Source organism: Pseudomonas sp. FW305-20, assembly GCF_058788075.1.
In genome coordinates, this window is the sequence record NZ_JBYTAJ010000012.1 from 84,586 (window position 1) to 109,863 (window position 25,278).

General features: G+C 59.7%; 22 protein-coding genes. 12 read left to right on the forward strand and 10 right to left on the reverse strand.

Going from position 1 to position 25,278, the window contains the following annotated elements; all coding sequences use genetic code 11:
• Positions 1-89: 89 nt before the first annotated feature.
• From AC3WP4_RS12950 to AC3WP4_RS12965, 4 genes are all read left to right on the forward strand, one after another.
• Positions 90-539, forward strand: a complete 450-nt coding sequence (locus AC3WP4_RS12950; protein WP_102616161.1) for an EVE domain-containing protein — start codon at positions 90-92, stop codon at positions 537-539.
• Between the two features lie 132 nt (positions 540-671).
• A complete protein-coding gene (locus AC3WP4_RS12955) occupies positions 672-1,637 on the forward strand; it encodes an HlyD family secretion protein (protein WP_102616162.1) in 966 nt (321 codons plus the stop codon).
• Entirely contained in the window at positions 1,634-4,357 is a 2,724-nt protein-coding gene (gene rbbA, locus AC3WP4_RS12960) for a ribosome-associated ATPase/putative transporter RbbA (protein ID WP_102616163.1), read from the forward strand. Before AC3WP4_RS12955 ends, rbbA begins: the two co-directional genes overlap by 4 nt.
• Positions 4,357-5,475, forward strand: a complete 1,119-nt coding sequence (locus AC3WP4_RS12965) for an ABC transporter permease (protein WP_074871837.1) — start codon at positions 4,357-4,359, stop codon at positions 5,473-5,475. The genes rbbA and AC3WP4_RS12965 overlap by 1 nt, the downstream gene beginning before the upstream one ends.
• Positions 5,476-5,553: 78 nt before the next feature.
• Here AC3WP4_RS12965 and AC3WP4_RS12970 read toward each other — a convergent pair whose 3' ends face one another.
• Positions 5,554-5,961, reverse strand: coding sequence for a flagellar basal body-associated protein FliL (locus tag AC3WP4_RS12970; protein ID WP_074871839.1), 408 nt, complete (start codon positions 5,959-5,961; stop codon positions 5,554-5,556).
• Between the two features lie 150 nt (positions 5,962-6,111).
• Here AC3WP4_RS12970 and AC3WP4_RS12975 point away from each other — a divergent pair, with 150 nt between their 5' ends.
• The gene (locus AC3WP4_RS12975) at positions 6,112-7,089 is read left to right on the forward strand and encodes an NADPH:quinone oxidoreductase family protein (RefSeq protein WP_102616164.1); all 978 of its coding nucleotides are present in this window, start codon (positions 6,112-6,114) and stop codon (positions 7,087-7,089) included.
• Positions 7,090-7,408: 319 nt separating this feature from the next.
• On the forward strand, positions 7,409-8,758 hold the full coding sequence (glpT, locus tag AC3WP4_RS12980) for a glycerol-3-phosphate transporter (RefSeq protein WP_074871843.1): 1,350 nt from the start codon (positions 7,409-7,411) through the stop codon (positions 8,756-8,758).
• On the opposite strand, the gene AC3WP4_RS12985 is transcribed toward glpT, so the two are convergent.
• The 6 genes from AC3WP4_RS12985 to AC3WP4_RS13010 all read right to left on the reverse strand — a co-directional run bounded on the left by AC3WP4_RS12985 (position 8,734) and on the right by AC3WP4_RS13010 (position 14,864).
• Positions 8,734-9,402 (reverse strand): gamma-glutamylcyclotransferase, encoded by a 669-nt coding sequence (locus tag AC3WP4_RS12985; RefSeq protein WP_074871845.1) that lies wholly within the window; start codon positions 9,400-9,402, stop codon positions 8,734-8,736. The genes glpT and AC3WP4_RS12985 overlap by 25 nt on opposite strands.
• A 222-nt stretch (positions 9,403-9,624) precedes the next feature.
• Positions 9,625-10,593 carry a CDP-6-deoxy-delta-3,4-glucoseen reductase gene (locus tag AC3WP4_RS12990; protein WP_102616165.1) on the reverse strand — a complete coding sequence of 323 codons (969 nt, stop codon included), beginning with the start codon at positions 10,591-10,593 and terminating at the stop codon, positions 9,625-9,627.
• Positions 10,593-12,059 carry a 4-hydroxy-3-polyprenylbenzoate decarboxylase gene (ubiD, locus tag AC3WP4_RS12995; protein ID WP_074871848.1) on the reverse strand — a complete coding sequence of 489 codons (1,467 nt, stop codon included), beginning with the start codon at positions 12,057-12,059 and terminating at the stop codon, positions 10,593-10,595. Before ubiD ends, AC3WP4_RS12990 begins: the two co-directional genes overlap by 1 nt.
• Before the next feature lie 139 nt (positions 12,060-12,198).
• Positions 12,199-13,458 carry a transcription termination factor Rho gene (gene rho / locus AC3WP4_RS13000; protein ID WP_007942421.1) on the reverse strand — a complete coding sequence of 420 codons (1,260 nt, stop codon included), beginning with the start codon at positions 13,456-13,458 and terminating at the stop codon, positions 12,199-12,201.
• A 248-nt stretch (positions 13,459-13,706) separates the two neighbouring features.
• On the reverse strand, positions 13,707-14,036 hold the full coding sequence (gene trxA / locus AC3WP4_RS13005) for a thioredoxin TrxA (RefSeq protein WP_008150340.1): 330 nt from the start codon (positions 14,034-14,036) through the stop codon (positions 13,707-13,709).
• Positions 14,037-14,156: 120 nt separating this feature from the next.
• Positions 14,157-14,864 (reverse strand): FadR/GntR family transcriptional regulator, encoded by a 708-nt coding sequence (locus AC3WP4_RS13010; RefSeq protein ID WP_102616166.1) that lies wholly within the window; start codon positions 14,862-14,864, stop codon positions 14,157-14,159.
• Positions 14,865-15,120: 256 nt separating this feature from the next.
• Between AC3WP4_RS13010 and AC3WP4_RS13015 the strand changes: the two genes are divergently transcribed.
• The 5 genes from AC3WP4_RS13015 to ppx all read left to right on the forward strand — a co-directional run bounded on the left by AC3WP4_RS13015 (position 15,121) and on the right by ppx (position 19,713).
• Positions 15,121-15,906: a transporter substrate-binding domain-containing protein gene (locus AC3WP4_RS13015; RefSeq protein ID WP_033060641.1), complete on the forward strand. Its 786-nt coding sequence runs from the start codon at positions 15,121-15,123 to the stop codon at positions 15,904-15,906.
• 21 nt (positions 15,907-15,927) lie between these two features.
• Positions 15,928-16,596: an amino acid ABC transporter permease gene (locus AC3WP4_RS13020; protein WP_076029344.1), complete on the forward strand. Its 669-nt coding sequence runs from the start codon at positions 15,928-15,930 to the stop codon at positions 16,594-16,596.
• Entirely contained in the window at positions 16,593-17,243 is a 651-nt protein-coding gene (locus tag AC3WP4_RS13025; protein ID WP_076029343.1) for an amino acid ABC transporter permease, read from the forward strand. Before AC3WP4_RS13020 ends, AC3WP4_RS13025 begins: the two co-directional genes overlap by 4 nt.
• Positions 17,230-17,967: an amino acid ABC transporter ATP-binding protein gene (locus AC3WP4_RS13030; protein ID WP_076029342.1), complete on the forward strand. Its 738-nt coding sequence runs from the start codon at positions 17,230-17,232 to the stop codon at positions 17,965-17,967. The genes AC3WP4_RS13025 and AC3WP4_RS13030 overlap by 14 nt, the downstream gene beginning before the upstream one ends.
• Positions 17,968-18,210: 243 nt before the next feature.
• Complete coding sequence (gene ppx / locus AC3WP4_RS13035; RefSeq protein ID WP_074871853.1) at positions 18,211-19,713, forward strand: exopolyphosphatase; 1,503 nt, start codon at positions 18,211-18,213, stop codon at positions 19,711-19,713.
• Between the two features lie 227 nt (positions 19,714-19,940).
• On the opposite strand, the gene ppk1 is transcribed toward ppx, so the two are convergent.
• Positions 19,941-22,163, reverse strand: coding sequence for a polyphosphate kinase 1 (gene ppk1, locus AC3WP4_RS13040; RefSeq protein WP_074871855.1), 2,223 nt, complete (start codon positions 22,161-22,163; stop codon positions 19,941-19,943).
• Between the two features lie 18 nt (positions 22,164-22,181).
• Entirely contained in the window at positions 22,182-23,195 is a 1,014-nt protein-coding gene (hemB, locus tag AC3WP4_RS13045; RefSeq protein ID WP_102616168.1) for a porphobilinogen synthase, read from the reverse strand.
• A gap of 208 nt (positions 23,196-23,403) precedes the next feature.
• On the opposite strand from hemB, the gene AC3WP4_RS13050 reads away from it, so the two are divergent.
• Complete coding sequence (locus AC3WP4_RS13050; protein WP_074871857.1) at positions 23,404-24,027, forward strand: DedA family protein; 624 nt, start codon at positions 23,404-23,406, stop codon at positions 24,025-24,027.
• On the opposite strand, the gene AC3WP4_RS13055 is transcribed toward AC3WP4_RS13050, so the two are convergent.
• Positions 24,008-25,243 (reverse strand): sterol desaturase family protein, encoded by a 1,236-nt coding sequence (locus AC3WP4_RS13055; RefSeq protein WP_102616169.1) that lies wholly within the window; start codon positions 25,241-25,243, stop codon positions 24,008-24,010. The two genes, AC3WP4_RS13050 and AC3WP4_RS13055, sit on opposite strands and share 20 nt — an antisense overlap.
• Between the last annotated feature and the right edge of the window lie 35 nt (positions 25,244-25,278).

Genomic DNA, 25,278 nt, shown 5'->3' on the forward strand with positions numbered 1-25,278 from the left:
CCGACACGCAAACACTGGCGTCAACCGACCGTCGGTTTGTCATAAAATCCCCGGACAACTTGCCCACCACTTCGCAAGGAGCAAAAACCATGGCTTATTGGCTGATGAAATCCGAGCCCGACGAACTCTCGATCAAGGACCTGGAGACGCTCGGCAAGGCGCGCTGGGACGGGGTTCGCAACTACCAGGCGCGTAATTTTCTGCGGGCCATGGCCGTAGGCGACGAGTTTTTCTTCTATCACTCAAGCTGCCCCGAACCGGGGATCGCCGGGATCGGAAAGATCGTCGAAGCCGCGTATCCGGACCCGACGGCGCTGGAGCCGGAAAGCCCTTACTACGATCCGAAAGCCACGGCAGAGAAAAACGCCTGGAGCGCGATCGATGTCGCGCATGTCGAGACGTTTCCCAAGGTGCTTAAGCTGGATTACCTGAAACAGCAGGCGGCGCTGGCCGAGATGCCGCTGGTGCAGAAAGGTTCGCGCCTGTCGGTGATGCCGGTGACAAACGCGCAATGGGCTACGGTGCTCGATTTACGTTAAATACAGCAGAACCACCCGGTCACCCTCTTTTCAGCACCGAACAGGGTTAGGCTTGGCCCCCAGTTGACTGGTATCAACGCGCCTCGGCGTTCGATCAACCAGACTAGGACGCAACAGCCGCAGGATGCCCGCATGTCTATGCACAGCCGCTCTTCAATTTTTTTCACCAGCGCTTTAATGGTACTGCTGCTGGCCGCCGGTGGTTTTGGCTACTGGAAGTCGATGCATGACCGGTTGCCCGAAGGTTTGTATGTCGGCAACGGCCGTCTCGAAGCCACCGAAGTGCAGATCGCCAGCAAGACATCGGGCCGACTGGCAGAGGTGCTTGTCGATGAAGGCGACAAGGTCACCAAGGGCCAGCTGCTGGCCCGCATGGACACCCGCACCCTTGAAGCCCAACGCCACCAGGCCGAAGCTGAAGTGTTGCGCGCCCGGGAAAACCTCAACGCCGCACAAGCCAACGTGCAATTGCGCCAGAGCGAGCAACTGCTGGCCCGGCAGGAACTCAAGCGCTCTCAGGAACTGTTCAAACACGGTTTCGTCAGCGGCCAGATTATCGATCAACAGCAGGCACGTCTCGACACCAGCATCGCTTCGGTCGCCTCGTCTAGAGCCCAGGTGTCAGCCGTTGGCGCAGCGATTGGTGCGGCACAAGCCCAAGTCGCGATGTTGACCAGCGAAATCGATGACAGCAGTTTGCGAGCCCCTATCGACGGAGTGATCCAGCTGCGCATGGCCGAAGCCGGTGAGGTGCTGGGGGCTGGGGGACGCGTATTAGTGCTGATAGACCCCAACGATCAATACATGAACCTCTACCTCCCGGCCTCCGTGACTGGACGCCTGGCGGTGGGCGATGAAGCGCGGATTTTGCTCGATGCCCTGCCCGACCGTCCCCTGCCGGCAAAAATCAGCTTTGTGGCTGCCAAGTCGCAATTCACCCCCAAAGAGGTCGAGACCCGCGATGAGCGGCAAAAACTGGTGTTCCGCGTCAAGTTACACCTGACGGATCCCAAGGCAATGCCGCAAGCCAAACCCGGCATGCCCGGTGCTGGCTATGTGCGCACCACCTCCGTTGCCTGGCCGGCCAATCTGCAATGACCGGCCAGGCGGTTCAAGCTACCGGCATCAATCATCGCTACGGCAAACAACAGGCGCTCAGTGACATCACGTTCAGCCTGCCCGCCGGAACCCGTTGCGGGTTGATCGGCCCCGATGGCGCTGGAAAATCGAGTCTGCTGGGGCTGATCGCCGGGGTGAAAACGCTGCAGCAGGGCCATTTGGAAGTGCTCGGCGGCTCAATCCAGGATCGCCGCCATCGCAATACCCTCTATGCGCGCATCGCCTTCATGCCCCAAGGCCTGGGGGGCAACCTTTACCCCGAGTTGTCGATCAGCGAGAACATCCACTTTTTCGCCACCCTGTTCGGCCTGTCAAAAGCTGAATGCGATCAGCGCATGCACAATCTGTTATTGGCCACCGACCTGTTGCGCTTTGCCGAGCGCCCGGCCGGCAAACTGTCCGGCGGCATGAAACAGAAGCTGGGCCTGTGTTGTGCGTTGATCCATGAGCCGGATCTGCTGATCCTTGATGAACCGACAACCGGCGTCGATCCCCTGTCCCGTCGGCATTTCTGGGAACTGATTGACGATGTGCGGCGCCAGCGTTCACAACTGACACTGCTGGTTGCCACCGCGTATATGGAGGAGGCCGAGCAGTTCGAGCATTGCCTGATGCTCGATGGCGGCAAGCTGATTGCCACCGGGTTAAGCAAGGAATTACGGGCAGTCACAACCAGCGGCAAACTCGACGAAGCCTTCACCCACTATCAGGGCGACAGCAGCCACGACCATCAGCCTCTGGTGATCCCGCCTCGAACCGGCACCACCACCGATATCGCTATCGAAGCCCACGCTCTGACCCTGCGCTTCGGCGACTTCACTGCTGTAGACAAGGTCAGTTTTGCCATCGGTCGTGGCGAAATCTTTGGCTTTCTCGGTTCCAACGGCTGCGGCAAAACCACCACAATGAAAGTCCTCACCGGGCTGATACCCGCCAGTGAAGGCAGTGCCACGCTGCTGGGCAATCCGGTGAATGCCAAGGACCTGGCCACCCGCAAACGGGTCGGGTTCATGTCCCAGAGCTTTTCGCTGTATGGCGAACTCAGCGTGCGGCAGAACCTGGATTTGCACGCGCGCCTGTTCGATTTGCCCACAACCCAAAGCACACAACGCATCGATGAGCTGATCCAGCGCTTCAATCTGGGCAGCGTTTGCGATCAGCAGTCCGGGGCGCTGCCTTTGGGCTTGCGCCAACGCCTGTCCCTGGCGGTGGCGGTGTTGCATCGCCCGGAAGTATTGATCCTCGACGAACCGACTTCCGGCGTCGACCCGGCGGCGCGGGACGACTTTTGGCGACTGCTGATCGAGTTGTCCCGTGAACAAGGTGTGACCATCTTCCTCTCCACCCATTTCATGAACGAAGCCCAACGTTGCGATCGCATCTCGTTGATGCATGCCGGTAAGGTGCTGGCTTGCGATACGCCGCCAGCACTGCAACAACAGTTCAAAGGCGAAACACTGGAAGCTGCATTTGTCACATGCCTGGAGCAGGCCCAAAACACGCCTGAACCAGCGAAACCTCCAGAGCCTGCGAATGCGCCCGTCATGCCGGCCATGCCCAAGAAAGATCGCGGCTTCAGTCTCGGGCGCCTGATGGCGGTAGCAAGTCGTGAGGGTAAGGAACTGCTGCGCGACAAAGTGCGGATGGCCTTTGCCCTGCTCGGGGCAATTTTCATGATGGTGATCTTCGGCTACGGCATTTCCCTGGACGTAGAGAAACTCGCCTTCGCCGTCTACGATCAGGATCAGACGCCGCAGAGCCGCGCGTATCTGGAAGCCTTTCGCGGCTCTCGGTATTTCGACGAACAACCCTCTATCCGCGATGCCAAAGAGCTGCATCGCCGCCTTCAGCGTTCTGAAATCAAACTGGCACTTGAGATTGCGCCGGGTTTTGGCCGGGACTTGTACGCCGGGCGTCAACCGGTCGTGGCTGCCTGGCTCGATGGTGGCATGCCGTTTCGCGCCGAGACCAGCCGCAACTACGTTGAGGCCGTGCACCTGGCCAATATTGAACAGCTGGCCGAACAGAGCAGCCCCGCGCTGAACCGCCAAGCAGCCGCCCGACTGGAAACCCGCTTCCGCTACAACCAGGACGTGGTCAGCGTCAACGCCATCGGCCCCGGCGTCATGGCGCTGATCCTGGCGTTCATCCCAGCCATGCTGACAGCGCTGGGCATCGTACGGGAGAAAGAACTGGGTTCGATCACCAACTTCTACGCCACGCCGCTGACCCGACTCGAGTTCCTGCTGGGCAAACAGGTACCGTATCTGGCAGTCAGCCTGGTCAACCTCGCGGTACTGGTCGCCATGAACCGGTGGCTGTTCGGTGTACCGTTCAAGGGCAGCTTCCTGACCCTGACCTTTGGTGGACTGCTTTATGTGCTGGCAACTACCAGCATGGGCCTGTTGATCTCGGCGTTCACCCGAACCCAGATCGCTGCCATCCTCGGCACCATGATCATCACCAGCTTGCCGACCATCCAGTTTTCCGGGCTGATTGTGCCGCGCTCGTCCCTGGAGGGTGCGGCATCCGTGATGGGCATGCTGTTCCCCGCGGGTCACTTTCTCGATATCGCGGTAGGCACTTTCACCAAGGCCCTGGATATACGACAGCTTTGGCCACAATGCCTGGCGCTGTTCGGGTTCTTTCTCGGATTCACCGGGCTCAGCCTGGTCATGCTGAAAAAGCAGGAGGCCTGATGCACAAGCTCGCGCACATCCTGCGCCTGGGTCTCAAGGAACTCACCAGCTTGCGGCATGACAGCGTCCTGCTGCTGTTCCTCTTCTACGCCTTCACGGTGGCGATCTATATGCCGGCTGCCGGCTCGGTGATCGGCGTGCATAACGCCAGCGTGGCTATCGTGGACGAAGATCACAGCCTAGTGTCGCGACAACTGGCGCAGGCGCTGCAACCGCCGGAGTTTCAACGCCCGGTCTTGCTGCCCTATGGGCAACTCGATCAGGTCATGGACAGCGGCCAGTACACGTTTGTGATCAATGTGCCGGCGAACTTTCAGACGGATTTGTTGGCCGGTCGCCAGCCTGCCGTGCAAGTGAATGTCGACGCCACGGCCATGAGCCAGGCGTTCATGGGGGCGGGTTACATAGGGCGGATTTTCCAGCGCGAATTGTTGAATTACAGCGGCCAGAGCGATGTGGCGAGTAAAGCGCCAGTCCTGCTGACCACTCGCTCGCTGTTCAATACGAATCTGGAGGGAGGCTGGTTCCTGGCGGTGATTCAGATCGTCAATAACATCACCATCCTCGCCATCATCCTGACCGGCACGGCGCTGCTGCGTGAGCGCGAACACGGCACCCTCGACCATTTGCTGGTGCTGCCGCTGACAGCGCTGGAAATCATGCTGGCGAAAATCTGGAGCAACATGCTGGTGGTGGTGCTGTGCACCTGGCTGTCGCTGGAAGTGATCGTCAAAGGTGCGCTCGGCGTGCCGCTGGCCGGCTCGATAACCTTATTTTTACTGGTGACTGCCGTTTATCTGTTCGCCAGCACAGCCCTGGGGATATTCCTCGCGACCCTCGCCCGCTCGACACCGCAGTTCGGCTTGTTGGCGATTCCGGTAATTATCCCGATGTTGCTGCTATCTGGTGGCAGTACGCCACTCGACAGCATGCCGCAATGGCTGCAATGGGTGATGCAGGGTTCGCCATCGACGCACTTCGTCAGCCTCAGTGCCGCGATACTGTTTCGCGACGCCGGGCTGAGCGTGGTCTGGCCGGACTTGCTGGCACTCACGGTCATTGGGCTGCTGTTCTTTGCGATTGCGCTGATGCGGTTTCGCAAGAGTCTGGCGTCCTGAATGCAGGAGCACGGCTTGGCGGCGATGGCGGTCTTGTGGGCGCTATCGCGAGCAAGCTTTGCTCCTACAGATCCAGCATTACTGGATGATCAGGTTGTTGAACAACAAATCCTCAACCACCGGGTTGCCGGTTTCGTCGCTCATGATTTGCTGGGTCTGCTTGAGGGCTTCCTGACGCAGCTTTTCCTTGGCCTCGACGTTGTTCATCGCTTCAGTGGTCTGCTGGGCAAACAACGCCACCAGTTGATTACGAATCAACGGTTCGTTGGCTTTCACCAGTTTGGTCGCCTCATCACCGGTCACTCGCAACGCCACATCGGCCTTGTAGACCTTGAGCTTCGGCGTCCCGTCCAGCCCGTAATTGCCCACGAACGGCGGGCTCAGGGTGATGTAATTGACCTTCGGCGCTGCACCTTCTTTGGCTTCTTCGGCCATCGCTGCCACAGGCAGAGACAGGGCCAGCAACAACATGATCCACGCTTTCACAATTCGCTCCTTATCCGGTTTGCGGCCTAGCATAACGACCCGCCGCTCAAGCACAAGCTTATGGCTGACTATCAGGGCCGGGCATGCTCGTTGACCCATCGACTCACACACCTACACTTATCGGCCATCACTCCCAAAGGAATAGCCCTGATGAAAGCCGTGCTGTGCAAAGCCTTCGGCCCTGCCGAATCGCTGGTGCTGGAAGACGTCGCCAGTCCTGTCGCGAAGAAGAATGAAATCCTGCTGGACGTGCACGCCGCCGGGGTGAATTTCCCGGACACGCTGATCATCGAGGGCAAATACCAGTTCAAACCGCCCTTCCCGTTTTCCCCGGGCGGCGAAGCGGCTGGCGTAGTCAGCCAAGTAGGCGAAAAAGTCAGCAACCTCAAGGTGGGCGACCGGGTCATGGCGCTGACCGGCTGGGGCAGTTTCGCCGAACAGGTCGCGGTGCCGGGCTACAACGTGCTGCCCATTCCGCCATCGATGGATTTCAACACCGCCGCCGCGTTCAGCATGACCTACGGCACTTCGATGCACGCGCTCAAGCAACGGGGAAACCTGCAACCGGGTGAAACCTTGCTGGTACTCGGCGCGTCCGGGGGTGTCGGCCTGGCCGCCGTGGAAATCGGCAAAGCCATGGGCGCCCGCGTGATCGCCGCCGCCAGCAGCGCCGAAAAACTCGCAGTAGCCAAGGCCGCCGGTGCCGATGAGTTGATCAACTACAGCGAAACCAGTCTCAAGGACGAAATCAAGCGCCTGACCGATGGCCAAGGCGCCGACGTGATCTACGACCCGGTCGGCGGCGATCTGTTCGACCAGGCCATCCGCGCCATCGCGTGGAATGGCCGCCTGCTGGTAGTCGGCTTCGCCAGCGGACGCATCCCCGAACTCCCCGTGAACCTCGCGCTGCTCAAAGGCGCAGCGGTGATCGGCGTGTTCTGGGGCTCATTCGCCCAGCGCCAGCCTCAAGACAACGCGGCGAACTTCCAGCAATTGTTTGGCTGGTTCGCCGAGGGCAAGTTGAAGCCGTTGGTGTCGCAAGTGTATCCACTGAGCAATGCGGGGCAGGCGATTAATGATCTTGGCCAGCGCAAAGCGGTCGGGAAAGTGGTGGTTCAGGTTCGCTGAGCCCAATGCAGCGGTCTGGACTTCAAATGAAGTTGTTCAGACCGCTTTTTATTGTCCTGGGAACAAAACGCCACGACTTCCCATACACACGAAGGACATTTCCCAAAGCCTCGTCCTACCCTGGACCGAAATGCGGCACGTAGATCTGCAAGTAACCTTTCCCACAACGCCCTACATTTATACCTGAGCGACATGTTCATAAAAGAACATGCAATCTCCAGCATTTCCGCTATTTGGCCGATGCGAACCGGTGCTATTTTCGGTAACGAAACTGTAACATTCGCATCCGCAGTCAAAACAAGAAATCTGGAGCTCTTGAATGTTTGCTTTCTTTCGTCCTGCCGCACATCAGGCTCCATTGCCTGAAGAAAAAATAGACAACACCTACCGACGCCTTCGCTGGCAGATCTTCGCCGGTATTTTTATCGGTTATGCCGGCTATTACCTGCTGCGCAAAAACTTCTCCCTGGCCATGCCCTATCTGATCGAAGAGGGCTATACCCGCGGCGAGTTGGGCCTGGCGCTGTCGGCCATTGCCATTGCCTATGGCCTTTCCAAGTTCCTGATGGGCATTGTGTCCGACCGTTCCAATCCGCGTTTCTTCCTGCCCTTCGGCTTGTTGGTATCGGCCGGTGTGATGTTCATTTTCGGCTTCGCGCCCTGGGCGACGTCCAGCGTGACCATCATGTTCATCCTGCTCTTTATCAATGGCTGGGCCCAGGGTATGGGCTGGCCGCCGAGTGGGCGGACGATGGTGCACTGGTGGTCGCAGAAGGAACGCGGTGGAGTAGTGTCCTTGTGGAACGTGGCGCATAACGTCGGTGGCGGCCTGATCGGCCCGCTGTTCCTGCTCGGCATGGGCCTGTTCAATGATTGGCACGCAGCGTTTTACGTGCCGGCGGCGGTCGCCATGGCGGTGGCGGTGTTTGCCTTCGTCACCATGCGCGACACCCCGCAATCGGTGGGCCTGCCGCCGATCGAGAAGTACAAGAACGACTATCCGGAAGGCTACGACGCCAGCCACGAAGAAGAATTCAGCGCCAAGGAAATCTTCGTCAAGTACGTGCTGCGCAACAAAATGCTCTGGTACATCGCCCTGGCCAACGTCTTCGTCTACCTGTTGCGCTACGGCGTGCTGGACTGGGCACCGACCTACCTCAAGGAAGCCAAGGGCTTCACTGTGGATAAAACCTCGTGGGCCTACTTCTTCTACGAATGGGCAGGTATTCCGGGCACGCTGCTCTGTGGCTGGATGTCGGACAAGATCTTCCGTGGCAACCGTGGCCTGACCGGCATGGTGTTCATGGCTTTGGTGACCGTGGCGACCCTGGTGTACTGGCTCAACCCGGCCGGCAACCCGACAGTCGACATGATCGCGCTCGTCTCGATCGGCTTCCTGATTTACGGCCCGGTGATGCTGATCGGCCTGCAAGCGCTGGAATTGGCGCCGAAGAAAGCCGCCGGTACGGCAGCGGGCTTCACGGGTCTGTTCGGTTATCTGGGGGGGTCGGTCGCGGCCAGTGCAGCGATGGGCTACACCGTGGACCACTTCGGTTGGGATGGCGGTTTCGTCTTACTGATCGGCGCGTGCCTGCTGGCGATGGCGTTCCTGGCGCCGACGCTGTGGCACAAACAAGTCGCCAGTCAGAGCCGCGAAGCAATCGCCTGATCGGTTTTTGATTTGCAGCGCTTGAGCCGCGCCTCCAGATTCCGGTCTGGCATGGCGTGGCTACGCAGGGCGTGGGCGGTCTGCTCGACATAATCGCGAGTGGTGCCGTAACGCCCGCAAGCGTTTTCGAACACATGACTCAGCACGTGATCCGGCAAGTTGCCCGCATAGCTGGGCAGATGCCGCTCCAATACAAAACCCAACGCCTGAACCTGACTTCCGTCTTCAAGACGGCAGTTGAGCCAGTGTGGGCGATAGGACGGGAATGGCATTTCGCGCTGCCAAAGTGCGTAAAGAGAGGCTTCAAGTTGTTCTTCCGGCAAGCGATAGGCGAAGCCGCTGCAAGAACCACCGCGATCCAGGCCGAATACCAGCCCAGGCACTTCGGGTGTGCCGCGATGTTCGTGGGACCACAAATACAAACCGCGATGGTAGCCATGCACACGACCCCGCACTCGCTCCACCGCTGCACATTCAGGACGCCAGATCAGCGAACCGTAAGCGAACAGCCACACCGGCCCGCCCTTGTGGCGCGCCATGGTCGACTGCATTGAGCTGACTAATTGTTCGTGCGTGAGCTGCGGCCCCAGATCGAGCTGCGGAGGGTAAGCCAGATTCAAAAAAGCAGATTCAATGGCGCTCATGGCGATTAGCGTTCAGCTCCCCGCGGGTGAAGAATTACTTAATAGAACGCACCGCTGTAACAATAAGGCACATAAGTTTTAAGGCAATTTAAGTGCCATGGCACAGTTCTTAAATAATTGCCTGAATGACATATAACCTACCGGCATTTATATAATTTTATAAATACCGATCGGCTATATAGAGAGTTATAACGATTAAGAGCGGGGGATCAAGATCGAGGATCAAAATCGCGGCGCGTACGCAAACACATCTGCGCGCATTTGATGGGCATCCATCCCGGCTTCGACCAAAGCATCCAGCGTGCCGTAGACCATGGCCGGAGAGCCGCTGGCGTAGACATGCAAGGGTTTCAGATCGGGGAAGTCCTCGCACACCGCCTCATGCAGCATCCCGCAGCGCCCCTGCCAGCCGCATTGATCGCTGACGACTTTATGCAGGAACAGGTTGGGCAGTTTCAGCCATTCGTCCCAATGTTCGATGGCATAAAAGTCTTCAGGACGACGCACGCCCCAATACAGATGCACCGGATGCTTGAAGCCCTTGGCGCGGCAATGTTCGATCAGGCTATGGATCTGGCCCATGCCGGTGCCCGCGGCAATCAGCACCAGTGGACCGTCCGGCAGTTCCGCCAGATGGGTGTCGCCGAATGGCATTTCGATCCGCACCATTGGGTTGCGTTGCAACTGGTCGATCAGGCTCAGCGCACTGCTTTCGCGCGCCAGTACATGAATTTCCAGATCACGCCCGCCATGCGGTGCCGATGCCAGGGAGAATGCGGATTTCTCCCCATTCTCGCGCTCGATCATCAAGTACTGGCCGGCGTGATAACGCGGTGGCTTGCCAGCCGGAGCTCGCAGACGTACACGCCAGGTATCGCCGCCGACGTCCCTGCACTCAATGACCTGACATGACAAGCTGCGCACCGGCAATTCTCCCAGCGCGAGCACGCCATCCCACAGCACGATGCAGTCTTCCAGCGGCTCTGCAATGCAAGTGTAGAACTCGCCATGGTCGCGCACATCGCCGGCTTGTTCGACCCGCCCTTCCACCAACAGCGCGGCGCACACGTGGCAATTGCCGTTTCGACAGCTTTGCGGGCATTCATAGCCCAGACGCCGTGCGCCGTCGAGAATCCGCTCGCCGGGCAGAATCTCTAGCACTGCTCCGGAGGGCTGCAAGGTTACACGCATCAATCTATTCCTAACTGATTCCAGATGGCATCGATCCGCTGGGTAACGGCTTCGTCCTTGACGATCACCCGGCCCCACTCGCGAGTGGTTTCGCCCGGCCATTTATTCGTGGCATCGAGCCCCATCTTCGAACCCAGGCCGGAAACCGGCGAGGCGAAGTCCAGGTAATCGATCGGCGTGTTGTCGATCATCACCGTGTCGCGCTTGGGGTCCATGCGCGTGGTGATGGCCCAGATCACGTCGTTCCAGTCGCGTGCGTTGATGTCGTCATCACAGACGATAACGAACTTGGTGTACATGAACTGTCGCAAAAACGACCAGACACCGAGCATTACCCGCTTGGCATGGCCAGGATACGACTTCTTCATGGTCACGATGGCCATGCGATACGAGCAGCCTTCGGGCGGCAGGTAGAAGTCAGTGATTTCGGGGAACTGCTTCTGCAGGATCGGCACGAACACTTCGTTCAGTGCCACACCGAGAATCGCCGGCTCATCCGGCGGACGACCCGTATAGGTACTGTGGTAAATCGGTTTGATCCGGTGGGTGATGCGCTCGACCGTGAACACCGGGAAGCTGTCGACTTCGTTGTAGTAACCGGTGTGGTCGCCGTACGGGCCTTCATCGGCCATCTCGCCCGGATGGATTACGCCTTCAAGGATGATCTCCGCGGTGGCCGGCACTTGCAGGTCGTTGCCACGGCACTTCACCAGTTCGGTGCGGTTGCCACGCAACAAGCCAGCGAAAGCGTATTCGGAAAGGCTGTCCGGTACAGGTGTTACAGCGCCGAGAATCGTTGCCGGGTCAGCGCCCAATGCCACGGACACCGGGAACGGCTGGCCAGGGTGCTTCTCGCACCACTCGCGGTAATCCAGCGCGCCGCCACGATGACTGAGCCAACGCATGATGACCTTGTTGCGGCCGATCACTTGTTGACGGTAGATACCGAGGTTCTGGCGGTCCTTGTTCGGGCCTTTGGTGACGGTCAGGCCCCAGGTGATCAGCGGGCCGACGTCGCCCGGCCAGCAGGTCTGCACCGGCAGCATCGCGAGGTCGACGTCGTCGCCTTCGATGACGATTTCCTGGCACACCGCGTCTTTGACGACTTTCGGCGCCATGGCGATGATCTTGCGGAAGATCGGCAGCTTGGACCAGGCATCTTTCAGGCCTTTGGGCGGTTCGGGCTCCTTGAGGAACGCCAGCAGCTTGCCGATCTCGCGCAATTCGCTGACCGCTTCTGCGCCCATGCCCAGCGCCACGCGCTCAGGGGTGCCGAACAGGTTGCCGAGCACCGGGATGTCATATCCCGTGGGCTTTTCGAAAAGCAGGGCCGGACCTTTGGCACGCAGGGTGCGGTCGCAGACCTCGGTCATTTCGAGCACTGGGGACACCGGAACCTGGATGCGCTTGAGTTCGCCGCGCTTTTCCAGACCGCTGATAAAGTCGCGCAAGTCGCGATACTGCATGCGTGAGCCTCGTATTGGCCGTGCCGTTCGGGGGTGGCAGTTTAGCGCCGAACCCCTCTATTCAGAACCACGAACTGCCGGTTCATCAAAAATCAGATAGCAAAAAGCCGGGTTTCCCCGGCTTCTTGGCCTTATCGACTTACTTGCGTTTCATCGACAGGAAGAACTCATCGTTGGTCTTGGTCGTTTTCAGCTTGTCGACCAGGAACTCGATGGCAGCGATTTCGTCCATCGGGTGCAGGAGCTTGCGAAGGATCCACATGCGTTGCAACTCGTCGTCGGCTGTCAGCAACTCTTCGCGGCGGGTGCCGGAACGGTTGATGTTGATGGCCGGGAAGACGCGTTTTTCGGCGATACGACGATCCAGCGGCAGTTCCATGTTGCCCGTGCCTTTGAATTCTTCGTAGATCACTTCGTCCATCTTCGAGCCGGTTTCAACCAGCGCGGTGGCGATGATGGTCAGCGAACCGCCTTCTTCGATGTTCCGCGCGGCGCCGAAGAAACGTTTCGGTTTCTCCAGGGCGTGGGCATCGACACCACCGGTGAGTACCTTGCCGGAGCTCGGGATCACGGTGTTGTAGGCGCGAGCCAGACGGGTGATGGAGTCGAGCAGGATCACCACGTCCTTCTTGTGTTCGACCAGGCGCTTGGCCTTCTCGATCACCATTTCGGCAACCTGCACGTGGCGGGTTGGCGGCTCATCGAACGTCGAGGCAACCACTTCGCCGCGCACGGTGCGCTGCATTTCGGTCACTTCTTCTGGACGTTCGTCGATCAGCAATACGATCAAATGAACTTCAGGATTGTTACGTGCGATGTTTGCCGCGATGTTCTGCAGCATGATGGTTTTACCGGCTTTCGGCGGTGCAACGATCAGACCGCGCTGGCCTTTACCGATCGGGGCGCACAGGTCGATGACACGACCGGTCAAGTCTTCGGTGGAACCGTTGCCGGCTTCCATCTTCATGCGCACAGTCGGGAACAGCGGGGTCAGGTTCTCGAAGAGAATCTTGTTTTTCGCATTCTCGGGACGATCGTAGTTGATCGTGTCGACCTTGAGCAGCGCGAAATAACGCTCGCCTTCCTTTGGAGGGCGGATCTTGCCAACGATGGTGTCACCGGTGCGCAAGTTGAAGCGACGGATCTGACTCGGCGAGACGTAGATATCGTCTGGGCCGGCGAGATAGGAAGCGTCAGCGGAGCGAAGGAAGCCGAAGCCGTCCTGGAGAATCTCCAGCACGCCATCACCGGAAATTTCCTCGCCGCTTTTAGCGTGCTTTTTGAGCAGGGAGAAAATCACGTCCTGCTTGCGCGAACGGGCCATATTTTCTATGCCCATCTGTTCGGCCAATTCGAGCAGTTCGGTAATCGGCTTTTGCTTGAGTTCAGTCAGATTCATATAGGAATGACGTAATCATTTATGGAGGGGGGGAAATTAAGCTTTTGGGCTTAATGAGGCCGCGCCGCAGAGAAGGCGACAGGATCGCGTACTTATTCGAAAAGGAGTGCGTCGGCGACGGCTAGCAGGGGGCAATGGAGAAACCAGTGCGGGGCCGAATGTACCACCTGAGTTTCGGAGCGTCTAGCCCTCAATAACGAAAAGGCCCCGCGATGTGCGGGGCCTTTTTGATGACGCTTAAACGACGCTTAGATGTTGGCGTCGAGGAAAGCAGCCAGTTGCGACTTCGACAGTGCGCCGACCTTGGTCGCTTCAACGTTGCCGTTCTTGAACAACATCAGGGTCGGGATACCACGCACGCCATGCTTGGCCGGAGTTTCCTGGTTTTCGTCGATGTTCAGTTTGGCAACGGTCAGCTTGCCTTTGTAGGTTTCAGCAATTTCGTCCAGAACAGGAGCGATCATTTTGCAAGGGCCGCACCATTCAGCCCAGTAGTCGACCAGTACAGCGCCTTCGGCCTTGAGGACGTCGACGTCGAAGCTAGCGTCGGTGACGTGTTTGATAAGATCGCTGCTCATGGAAGTCTCCAGGTTGTAAGCAAAAAAACGTGGCCCATCATAGCCGCCCTTCCCTCGTTCAGGAAGGTGCAGATGATTGAGTCTCGCTATGGTGCCGCATGAGTTTGGGTATAGCTCAAGTCACGAGGTGGCGGGAGCGACGAAGGCAATTCCAGTGCGCAATGCCGCGTTACGCACATGTTCTTGCATGGCCTTCTGCGCTGCGCCAGACGCCCGCCGGGCCAGTGCGCGGAGGATTTTGCGGTGTTCCTGCCACGTTTCCATGGCCCGCTCGGCCCTGATGAACGGTAGCTTTTGGCTCTCCAGAAAGATGTCGGCGCTGGCCGTCAGAATGCTCAGCATCGCCTGATTGCCGCTCGCCAGCAGGATGCGCCGGTGAAACTCGAAATCAAGTCGCGCCGCAGCCTCGAAGTCGCCGGCCTTCAATTCGAGGCGCATGGCGGCGACGTTATCTTCCAGTGCATCGAGCTCGTGAGTGCTCAGGGTCACCGCTGCCAAACCGGCGGCAAAGCCTTCCAGGGCATAGCGCAACTGGAAGATGTCCAGCGGCGAGGCCTGGGCCGCGAACGGCCAACTCAGCCCCGCATCACCTCGCGGCAAATCAACCGGTGACTGCACGAACACGCCTTTGCCCGGCTGGATGCTGATCACCCCTAACGCGCTCAACGACGACAACGCTTCGCGCAGCGACGCGCGGCTGACGCCTAATTGCACCGCCAAATCCCGTTGCGAGGGCAAGGCATCGCCCGGCCCGAAACCTTGCTCGGTGATCAGTTTACGGATGGCTTGCAGCGCCACTTCAGGTACGGCGCGAGAGATCGAGTTCATGGTTTTTCAGACGAACCAGGCCAATGAGCGGTCAGTTGTAAAGCTATTCACGACGCCCGGCAAGTCGTGCCCCATGGGGGTTCGGAGAAATCCGGCAATGCGCTATCGGGGTGCGAAACGCCGCCAAACTGTTCAGACCAGTAAGACCGAACGAATCCAGCAAAACCGCGGCCTGCGGCATCCAAAACCGACTCTTGGCACGGCCCATGCTCTGTCGATCCGCAGAATTCACTTCTCGCCGATTCGGAGATTTGCCATGACCCAGCGTTACAGCGCCCTCCTCGCCGCCCTGTTTGCCAGCCTGATGCTGAGCCAGGCGCCCGCCCACGCCGACGGTCTGGAGGATGTGGTCAAGCGCGGCGTCCTCAAGGTGGCCGTGCCTCAGGATTTCCCGCCCTTCGGCTCGGTCGGGCCGGACATGAAGCCGCGCGGCCTTGATATCGATACTGCCAAACTGCTGGCCGACCAACTCAAGGTCAAACTCGAGCTGACGCCAGTCAACAGCACCAACCGCATTCCGTTCCTGACCACCGGCAAGGTCGATCTGGTGATCTCCAGCCTCGGCAAGAACCCCGAGCGCGAGAAAGTCATCGATTTCTCCCGTGCCTACGCGCCGTTCTACCTCGCCGTGTTCGGTCCGCCAGACGCCAGCATCAAAAGCCTGGACGATCTCAAGGGCAAAACCATCAGTGTCACCCGTGGCGCTATCGAAGACATCGAGCTGACCAAAGTCGCGCCCGAAGGCGTGACCATCAAGCGCTTCGAAGACAACAACTCGACCATCGCCGCCTACCTCGCCGGGCAAGTTGACCTGATCGCCAGCGGCAACGTGGTGATGGTGACCATCAGCGAGCGCAACCCGAAGCGCATTCCGGCGCTGAAAGTGAAGCTCAAGGATTCGCCAGTCTATGTCGGCGTGAATAAAAACGAGCCGGCGCTGCTGGACAAGGTCAACCAGATCCTCGCCACTGCCAAGACCGACGGCGCGCTGGAGAAGAACTCCCGGACCTGGCTCAAAGAGCCGCTGCCGGCTGATCTCTGATCGTCGTAGCGGAGACTGAACATGGCTTATCAGTTCGATTTCATACCGGTGGTGCACAACACCGACCTGCTGTTGCGCGGTGCGCTGTTCACCCTTGAACTGACGGCCATCGGCGCGGTGCTCGGGGTGGGTCTGGGCATCGTCGGGGCGCTGGTGCGGGCGTGGAACATCCGTCCGTTCGCCGGCATTTTTGCGGTCTACGTCGAGTTGATCCGCAACACGCCCTTTCTGGTGCAGTTGTTTTTCATCTTCTTCGGTCTGCCGTCACTGGGCGTGCAGATCTCGGAATGGCAGGCGGCGGTGCTGGCGATGGTGATCAACCTGGGCGCCTATTCCACCGAGATCATCCGCGCCGGTATCCAGGCGATCCCCCGAGGACAGCTTGAAGCCGCTGCGGCGCTGGCGATGACACGCTTCGAAGCCTTTCGCCATGTGGTGCTGCTGCCGGCACTGGGCAAGGTTTGGCCTGCGTTGAGCAGCCAGATCATCATCGTCATGCTGGGCTCGGCGGTCTGCTCGCAGATCGCCACCGAAGAGCTGAGCTTCGCCGCCAATTTCATTCAGTCGCGCAACTTCCGCGCCTTTGAGACTTACGCCCTGACCACGTTGCTCTACCTGTGCATGGCGCTGCTGATCCGCCAGTTGTTGAACTGGATTGGCCGCCGATTCATTGCGAGGAGCAGCCAATGAGCGATTTCACTTTCTGGGACGTCGTACGCAACCTGCTCACAGGCCTGCAATGGACCCTGGCGCTGTCGCTGGTAGCGTTTATCGGTGGCGGACTGATCGGCTTGCTGATCATGGTCATGCGCATCTCGAAAAAAACCCTGCCGCGCAGCTTCGCCCGCACCTACATCGAACTGTTCCAGGGCACGCCGCTGTTGATGCAGCTGTTTCTGGTGTTCTTCGGCGTGGCGCTGGCCGGGGTGGAGATATCGCCGTGGATGGCCGCGGCGATTGCCCTGACGCTGTTCACCAGCGCCTACCTGGCGGAGATCTGGCGTGGTTGCGTCGAGTCGATCCCTAACGGCCAGTGGGAAGCCTCGTCGAGCCTGGCGCTGAACCCGCTGGAGCAACTGCGCTACGTGATCCTGCCGCAAGCGCTGCGGATTGCCGTGGCGCCGACCGTGGGCTTCTCGGTGCAAGTGGTCAAAGGCACCGCCGTCACCTCGATCATCGGCTTCACCGAACTGACCAAGACCGGCGGCATGCTCGCCAATGCGACCTTCGAACCGTTCATGGTCTACGGCCTCGTGGCGCTCGGTTATTTCCTGCTCTGCTACCCCTTGTCCCTCAGTGCGCGCTACCTGGAAAGGAGACTGCATGCCTCTGCTTAGAATTTCCGCCCTGCATAAGTATTACGGCGACCACCATGTACTCAAAGGCATCGACCTGAGCGTCGAGGAAGGCCAGGTGGTGGCGATCATCGGCCGCAGCGGTTCGGGCAAATCCACTTTGTTGCGCACCCTTAATGGCCTGGAATCGATCAACGACGGCGTGATCGAAGTCGACGGCGAATACCTCGACGCCGCCCGTGCCGACCTGCGCAGCTTGCGACAGAAAGTCGGGATGGTGTTCCAGCAGTTCAACCTGTTCCCACACCTGACGGTTGGCGAGAACGTGATGCTCGCGCCGCAAGTGGTGCAGAAAGTGCCGAAAGCCAAAGCGGCCGAACTGGCGCGGGAGATGTTGGAGCGGGTCGGATTGGGGGAGAAATTCGATGCCTTCCCGGATCGGTTGTCGGGCGGGCAGCAACAGCGGGTGGCGATTGCCCGGGCGCTGGCGATGTCGCCGAAGGTCTTGCTGTGCGATGAGATTACCTCGGCGCTGGACCCGGAATTGGTCAATGAAGTGCTGAGCGTGGTCCGGCAATTGGCCAAGGAAGGGATGACGTTGATTATGGTCACCCATGAGATGCGTTTCGCCCGGGAGGTTGGGGATAAGTTGGTGTTCATGCATCAGGGCAAGGTGCATGAGGTCGGGGATCCGAAGGTGTTGTTTGCCAATCCGCAAACGGCGGAGCTGGCGAATTTCATTGGGACGGTTGAGGCGGCGGGCTGAGGGATCTTCGGCGCCTGCAAGGCCGCCTTCGCGGGCAAGCCCGCTCCCACAGGGTTCTCTGCTGGAACGCGATGGTGTGTTCGACGCAAAAACCTGTGGGAGCGGGCTTGCCCGCGAAGAGGCCATTCGCAACACCTCGGATGCCCCGCGGTAAAAGATCGCAGCCTTCGGCAGCTCCTACGCGTTGGCGTCAGCGTTTGATCGTGGCACGATGTCGAGGTTATCGACCGAGACCCCCTGACCATGCCGCAATCCCAAGCCAAGAATCTGTCCCTGATCGCCGCAATCGACCTGGGCTCCAACAGCTTTCACATGGTCGTGGCCAAGGCCCAGAACGGCGAAATCCGTATTCTCGAGCGTCTCGGGGAGAAGGTTCAGCTGGCCGCCGGCATCGACGATGAGCGCCAGCTCAGTGAAGAATCCATGCAACGCGGGCTCGATTGCCTGAAGCGTTTCGCCCAACTGATCAACGGTATGCCGACCGGCGCCGTGCGGATCGTCGGCACCAACGCGCTGCGTGAAGCCCGTAACCGTGCCGAGTTCATCCACCGCGCCGAAGAAATTCTCGGCCACCCGGTGGAAGTCATCTCCGGCCGTGAAGAAGCGCGCCTGATCTACCTCGGCGTTTCCCACACCCTCGCCGACACCCCGGGCAAACGCCTGGTGGCCGACATCGGCGGCGGCAGTACCGAATTCATCATCGGCCAGCGCTTCGAACCGCTGCTGCGCGAAAGCCTGCAAATGGGCTGCGTCAGCTACACCCAGCGCTATTTCAAGGATGGCAAGATCACCCCGGCCCGCTACGCCCAGGCGTACACCGCGGCGCGGCTGGAGATCATGAGCATCGAACACGCCCTGCACCGCCTGACCTGGGATGAAGCCATCGGCTCCTCGGGCACCATCCGTGCCATTGGCCTGGCGCTGAAGGCCGGCGGTCATGGCACTGGCGAGGTCAACGCCGAAGGCCTGGCCTGGCTCAAGCGCAAGCTGTTCAAACTGGGCGATGTCGACAAGATCGATTTCGAAGGCATCAAGCCCGACCGCCGGGCGATCTTCCCGGCGGGCCTGGCAATTCTCGAAGCGATCTTCGACGCGCTCGAGCTGAAACGCATGGACCACTGTGAAGGTGCCCTGCGCGAAGGCGTGCTCTATGACCTGTTGGGCCGTCATCATCACGAAGACGTCCGTGAACGCACCCTCAGCTCGTTGATGGAGCGTTATCACGTCGATCTGGAACAAGCGGCGCGCGTTGAGCGCAAGGCGCTGCATGCCTTCGATCAAGTGGCCGAGGATTGGGAGCTGGATGACGGCGTCTGGCGCGAACTGCTGGGTTGGGCGGCCAAGGTCCATGAAGTGGGCCTGGACATCGCCCACTATCAGTATCACAAGCACGGCTCCTACCTGATCGAGCACTCGGACCTGGCCGGGTTCTCCCGCGAAGACCAGTTGATGCTCGCGCTGCTGGTGCGTGGCCACCGCCGCAATATTCCCCGGGACAGGTTTGCCGATTTCGGCGATGAAGGCATCAAGCTGATTCGCCTGTGCGTGCTGCTGCGCTTTGCGATTCTGTTCCATCACATCCGTGGCACCCAGGAAATGCCCCAGGTCGTGCTGCACGCCAACGGCGACAGTCTTGATGTGCAGTTCCCGGAGAACTGGCTGGACGAAAACCAGCTGACCCAGGCCGACTTCGCCCTTGAAGCGGAGTGGCTGACCCGGGTCGGCTTTGTGCTTAACGTTCGCTGAAAATGAAAAAGGCCTTCTTCGGAAGGCCTTTTTTGTGTCCAAAATTCAGCAAACGACGCAAACCCATGTGGGAGCGAGCTTATGTGGCGAGGGGGCTTGCCCCCGTTGGGTCGCGAAGCGGCCCCAGAATCTGCGGTCGTGGTGTATCAGGTACACCGCGTGCAATGTTCTACGACTGCTACGCAGCCGAACGGGGGCAAGCCCCCTCGCCACACAGGGTTTGCGCGTTAACGGACCGCCAGAATCGGGCTACCCAAACGCTCCAGCAACGTCGCCTGCGCGCTGCGCGGGTTCTGGTTGCCGGTCGGCGTATTGCGGATGTAACGGCCGTCCGCCTGCAGGCTCCAGCTGTGAGTGTTATCGGTGAGATACAGCTCCAGCTCTTTCTTGACCCGCATGATCAGCTTCTTGCCCTCGACCGGGAAGCAAGTCTCGACGCGCTTGTCGAGGTTGCGCTCCATCCAGTCGGCGCTGGACAGGAACATCTGCTCTTCGCCGCCATTGAGGAAGTAGAAGACCCGGGTGTGCTCCAAGAAACGCCCGATGATCGAGCGCACGTGGATGTTGTGCGAAACCCCGGCGATGCCCGGACGCAGGCAGCACATGCCGCGCACCACCAGATCGATACGCACCCCGGACTGACTGGCCTTGTACAACGCACGGATGATCTTCGGATCGGTCAGCGAGTTGAACTTGGCGATGATGTGCGCCGGTTTGCCGTCGAGGGCGAACTGGGTCTCCCGGGCAATCATGTCGAGCATGCCCTTCTTCAACGTGAACGGCGCATGCAGCAACTTTTTCATGCGCAGAGTCTTGCCCATGCCGATCAGTTGGCTGAACAGTTTGCCGACGTCTTCGCACAACGCGTCATCCGAGGTCAGCAAGCTGTAGTCGGTGTACAGACGGGCGTTGGCCGCGTGGTAGTTGCCGGTGCCCAAGTGGGCGTAACGGACAATCTCGCCGGCCTCGCGACGCAAGATCAGCATCATCTTGGCGTGGGTCTTGAAGCCGACCACGCCGTAAATCACCACCGCACCGGCCGCTTGCAGACGGCTGGCCAGTTGCAGGTTGGACTCTTCGTCGAACCGCGCACGCAATTCGATCACCGCAGTGACTTCCTTGCCGTTACGCGCCGCATCGACCAGCGCATCGACGATTTCCGAGTTGGCGCCGGAGCGATACAGGGTCTGGCGGACCGCCAATACATGCGGGTCCTTGGCAGCCTGGCGCAGCAGGTCGACCACCGGAGTGAAGGACTCGAACGGGTGCAGCAACAGGATGTCCTGCTTGCTGATCACGCTGAAGATGTTCTCGCTGTTTTGCAGCAGTTTCGGGATCTGCGGGGTAAACGGCGTGTATTGCAGCGCTCGCTGACTGTCCAGACCGGTGATGCTGAACAGACGGGTCAGGTTGACCGGCCCGTTGACCTGATACAGCTCGGTCTCGTGCAGGTTGAACTGCTTGAGCAAGTAGTCGGACAGGTGTTTCGGGCACGTGTCGGCCACTTCCAGACGCACCGCGTCACCGTAGCGACGCGAGAACAACTCGCCGCGCAGGGCGCGGGCCAGGTCTTCTACATCTTCGGTGTCGACGGCGAGGTCGGCGTTTCGGGTCAGCCGGAACTGGTAGCAGCCCTTGACCTTCATGCCCTGGAACAGGTCATCGGCATGCGCATGGATCATCGACGACAGGAACACGTAATTGTCGCCAGCGCCGCCCACTTCTTCCGGCAACTTGATGACCCGCGGCAGCAGACGTGGCGCCGGAATGATCGCCAGACCGGAATCGCGGCCGAAGGCGTCGATGCCTTCGAGCTCGACGATGAAGTTCAGGCTCTTGTTCACCAGCAACGGGAACGGGTGCGTCGGGTCGAGGCCGATCGGGGTGATGATCGGCGCGATCTCGTCGCGGAAATAGCGGCGCACCCAGGTTTTGATCTTGGTGGTCCAGTGACGCCGACGGATGAAGCGGACCTGATGCTTTTCCAGCTCCGGCAACAGAATGTCGTTGAGGATCGCGTACTGGCGGTCGACGTGACCGTGTACCAGCTCGCTGATGCGGGCCAGGGCCTGATGCGGTTGCAGGCCATCGGCACCGGCCTGTTCACGGGCGAAGGTGATCTGCTTCTTCAGGCCGGCCACACGGATTTCGAAGAACTCGTCCAGGTTGCTGGAGAAGATCAGCAGAAACTTCAGCCGCTCCAGCAACGGATAGGACTCATCCAGCGCCTGCTCCAGCACGCGGATGTTGAACTGCAGTTGCGAGAGCTCGCGATGGATGTACAGGCTGCTGTCATCCAGGCCGGGAATGGCAATCGCTGGCGCCGCTACAACGGGCTCGGCCACCACCGCGGGTGGAGCAGGCTCCAGCTCCGGCGGGGTTTCGGCGATTGGCTCCACCACAGGTTGAGCGTCTTTTACGGCAACTTCAGTGAGCACTTCGGTATTCATCGAATGTTCCTGGGAGGGCTATTTTTGCTCTCGTAACAATTGAGCAGCACGGACGGCAAAGTACGTCAGGATGCCATCAGCGCCTGCACGTTTAAAAGCGGTCAGGGATTCGAGGATAACCCCTTCGCTCAACCAGCCATTCTGGATCGCCGCCATGTGCATGGCATATTCACCGCTGACCTGATAGACAAAGGTCGGCACTTTAAATTCTTCTTTGACCCGGTAAAGGATGTCCAGATACGGCATGCCTGGCTTGACCATGACCATGTCCGCGCCTTCTGACAAGTCCGCCGCCGCTTCGTGCAGGGCTTCGTTGCTGTTGGCCGGGTCCATTTGATAGGAGGCCTTGTTGGCCTTGCCCAGGTTCAGCGCCGAACCGACCGCATCGCGGAACGGGCCGTAATAGGCGCTGGCGTATTTGGCCGAGTAAGCCATGATCCGCACGTTGACGTGATCGGCCAGCTCCAGCGCTTCGCGGATCGCCTGAATGCGACCGTCCATCATGTCCGAAGGCGCCACCACCTGAGCGCCGGCTTCGGCGTGGGACAGGGCCTGTTTAACCAGTGCGTCGACGGTAATGTCGTTCTGCACGTAGCCTTCTTCGTCGAGGATGCCATCCTGGCCATGAGTGGTGAACGGGTCCAGGGCGACGTCAGTGATCACACCCAACTCCGGGAACCGGTCACGCAGGGCGCGGGTGGCGCGCTGGGCGATGCCGTTGGGGTTCCAGGCTTCGGCGGCGTCCAGAGACTTGAGCTCTGGCGGCGTCACCGGGAACAGCGCCAGCGCCGGGATCCCCAGCTCGACCCACTTGGCCGCTTCTTCAAGCAACAGATCGATGGTCAGGCGCTCGACGCCCGGCATCGACGCCACCGCTTCGCGACGGTTTTCACCGTCCAGCACGAACACCGGCAGGATCAAATCATCGACGGTCAAAACGTTTTCACGGACCAGTCGACGCGAGAAATCATCACGGCGATTGCGACGCAGGCGGGTTGCTGGGAACAAACGGTTGGCGGGGGTAAAGCTCACGGCAGACTCCTGAGCCCGCGCTGGCGGGCGAGCGTGACAGTTATAAGCGGCCATTATGACGAACACATGACAGTTGTGCTTAGCCCTGTGACACGTAGCCGCATTCCATTGTCCTTGTAGGAAATGTTCACGTCGAGACACATTTGGACACTTTCATGAATGTTGCCGAAGGGTTAGGCTGCGCGTTCATTTCGCCAGCATCCAGACAATGCTCCAACAATTTCTTCAGGAATTCGGCTACTTCGCCCTCTTTCTCGGCACGTTTTTCGAAGGCGAAACCATTCTGGTGCTCGCCGGCTTCCTTGCGTTCCGCGGATACATGGACCTCAAAGTGGTGATGATCGTGGCGTTCCTCGGCAGTTATGCCGGTGATCAGCTGTGGTATTTCCTGGGGCGCAAGCACGGCCGCAAGTTGCTGGCACGCAAACCGCGCTGGCAATTGATGGGCGACCGGGCACTGGAACACATCCGCCGGCACCCGGACATCTGGGTACTGAGCTTCCGCTTTGTCTATGGCCTGCGCACGGTGATGCCGGTGGCGATCGGCCTGTCGGGCTATCCGCCAGGACGTTATCTGCTGCTCAACGGGATTGGTGCCGCGATCTGGGCCACCGCGCTGGCTGCCGCCGCCTATCACTTTGGCGCGGTACTCGAAGGCATGCTCGGCAGCGTCAAGAAGTACGAGCTGTGGGTGCTTGGCGCCCTGTTGGTACTGGGCTTTTGCCTGTGGTTGCGCCGACGCCTCAAGAACGCCCGTCTGGCGAAGAAGATCTACGCCGACGAGCAGGCCGCACTGGCCAAATCTGCCGAGACTAAGACGCCAGCCGAGTGAAACGGTTTCTGCAACAGTAGAGACCGATTCCGCTGAGCAGGCTGTAGCTCAGCAGGCCGACCCAGCCTGCCGCGCTGGCCGGCCACAGCCCAACGACCGGCGCCAGCCACACCAGCGGCACATTCGACGCCAGGCGCAGCAGCTCCAGCTTCAGCGCCCACGGGCGATTCTCCAGGGCCACGCCCAACGTAAACAACCCCAGCGCCACGGCACTCCAGCCGAGCACCAGCGCGGCGGTTGGCAAACCCTGCTCCAGGTTCATCAAGTAGCTGCCCAGCGCGATGTAGACGCAGAACTGCAACACGACGTACAGCTGCTGACGCCCGTCAAGCGGCACCTCGAATTTACGGAACAGACTCAGGTCAGGCTTGTTCATCGGGTATCTGGCCGCCACGTCAGCCGGCCGCCAACCGGTGCGCATGAACCAGATGCGCACCTTGTCCCATTTGCTTTGCGCACGCCGCGCGTCATCCCACAGCTGCGCGTAGAACTGCACGTTCGCCCACAACGGGTTCCAGCTCGCCAGTGGCGTGGTCACGCCGAAAATCACCGGTTCGTTATCGTCCTCTTCCTGGAACGAGCCAAATAGACGGTCCCAAATAATGAACACCCCGCCGTAGTTGCGATCCATGTAGAGAGCGTTCTGTGCATGGTGGGCCCGATGATTGGACGGCGTGACGAAGAACCACTCGAACCAGCCGAGCTTGGGAATGTGTTTGGTATGCACCCAGAATTGGTACAGCAGGTTCAGCGAGGCGACACTGATGAACACCAGCAGCGGCACACCGAGCACAGCCATCGGCAGGTAGAAAATCCAGCTCAACAGGAAGCCGGTACTGGTCTGGCGCAACGCCGTGGACAGGTTGTAGTCCTCGCTCTGGTGATGCACCGAATGCGCCGCCCAGAGAATGTTGCGTTCGTGGCCCATGCGATGCAGCCAGTAGTAGCAGAAGTCGTAGAGGACGAAGGCGAATACCCAGACCCAAACGCTGTCGGCCGAGAGTTCGAACAGCGCCAGGTGCTTGAGGGCAAACGCATACGTCACCAGGCCGACGCCTTTGGTCAACAGGCCGGTGGTGGTCGACAGCACGCCGGTGCTTATGCTGTTGATCGCATCCGCCACGCGATAATTGCTCACCCCGCGCCAACGGTCGGCCAGCAGTTCGACGGCAATCAGCACAAAGAAAAACGGCACCGCATACAGAATGAAGTCCATGACGCGCCCTGATCGGAATCTTGAGGACAGATCCT

Coding starts and splice junctions, on each gene's coding strand:
- AC3WP4_RS12950 (WP_102616161.1), top strand. CDS start 90: ATGGCTTATTGGCTGATGAAATCCGAGCCCGACGAACTCTCGATCAAG.
- AC3WP4_RS12955 (WP_102616162.1), top strand. CDS start 672: ATGTCTATGCACAGCCGCTCTTCAATTTTTTTCACCAGCGCTTTAATG.
- rbbA (WP_102616163.1), top strand. CDS start 1,634: ATGACCGGCCAGGCGGTTCAAGCTACCGGCATCAATCATCGCTACGGC.
- AC3WP4_RS12965 (WP_074871837.1), top strand. CDS start 4,357: ATGCACAAGCTCGCGCACATCCTGCGCCTGGGTCTCAAGGAACTCACC.
- AC3WP4_RS12975 (WP_102616164.1), top strand. CDS start 6,112: ATGAAAGCCGTGCTGTGCAAAGCCTTCGGCCCTGCCGAATCGCTGGTG.
- glpT (WP_074871843.1), top strand. CDS start 7,409: ATGTTTGCTTTCTTTCGTCCTGCCGCACATCAGGCTCCATTGCCTGAA.
- AC3WP4_RS12985 (WP_074871845.1), bottom strand. CDS start 9,402: ATGAGCGCCATTGAATCTGCTTTTTTGAATCTGGCTTACCCTCCGCAG.
- AC3WP4_RS12990 (WP_102616165.1), bottom strand. CDS start 10,593: ATGCGTGTAACCTTGCAGCCCTCCGGAGCAGTGCTAGAGATTCTGCCC.
- ubiD (WP_074871848.1), bottom strand. CDS start 12,059: ATGCAGTATCGCGACTTGCGCGACTTTATCAGCGGTCTGGAAAAGCGC.
- rho (WP_007942421.1), bottom strand. CDS start 13,458: ATGAATCTGACTGAACTCAAGCAAAAGCCGATTACCGAACTGCTCGAA.
- trxA (WP_008150340.1), bottom strand. CDS start 14,036: ATGAGCAGCGATCTTATCAAACACGTCACCGACGCTAGCTTCGACGTC.
- AC3WP4_RS13010 (WP_102616166.1), bottom strand. CDS start 14,864: ATGAACTCGATCTCTCGCGCCGTACCTGAAGTGGCGCTGCAAGCCATC.
- AC3WP4_RS13015 (WP_033060641.1), top strand. CDS start 15,121: ATGACCCAGCGTTACAGCGCCCTCCTCGCCGCCCTGTTTGCCAGCCTG.
- AC3WP4_RS13020 (WP_076029344.1), top strand. CDS start 15,928: ATGGCTTATCAGTTCGATTTCATACCGGTGGTGCACAACACCGACCTG.
- AC3WP4_RS13025 (WP_076029343.1), top strand. CDS start 16,593: ATGAGCGATTTCACTTTCTGGGACGTCGTACGCAACCTGCTCACAGGC.
- AC3WP4_RS13030 (WP_076029342.1), top strand. CDS start 17,230: ATGCCTCTGCTTAGAATTTCCGCCCTGCATAAGTATTACGGCGACCAC.
- ppx (WP_074871853.1), top strand. CDS start 18,211: ATGCCGCAATCCCAAGCCAAGAATCTGTCCCTGATCGCCGCAATCGAC.
- ppk1 (WP_074871855.1), bottom strand. CDS start 22,163: ATGAATACCGAAGTGCTCACTGAAGTTGCCGTAAAAGACGCTCAACCT.
- AC3WP4_RS13050 (WP_074871857.1), top strand. CDS start 23,404: ATGCTCCAACAATTTCTTCAGGAATTCGGCTACTTCGCCCTCTTTCTC.
- AC3WP4_RS13055 (WP_102616169.1), bottom strand. CDS start 25,243: ATGGACTTCATTCTGTATGCGGTGCCGTTTTTCTTTGTGCTGATTGCC.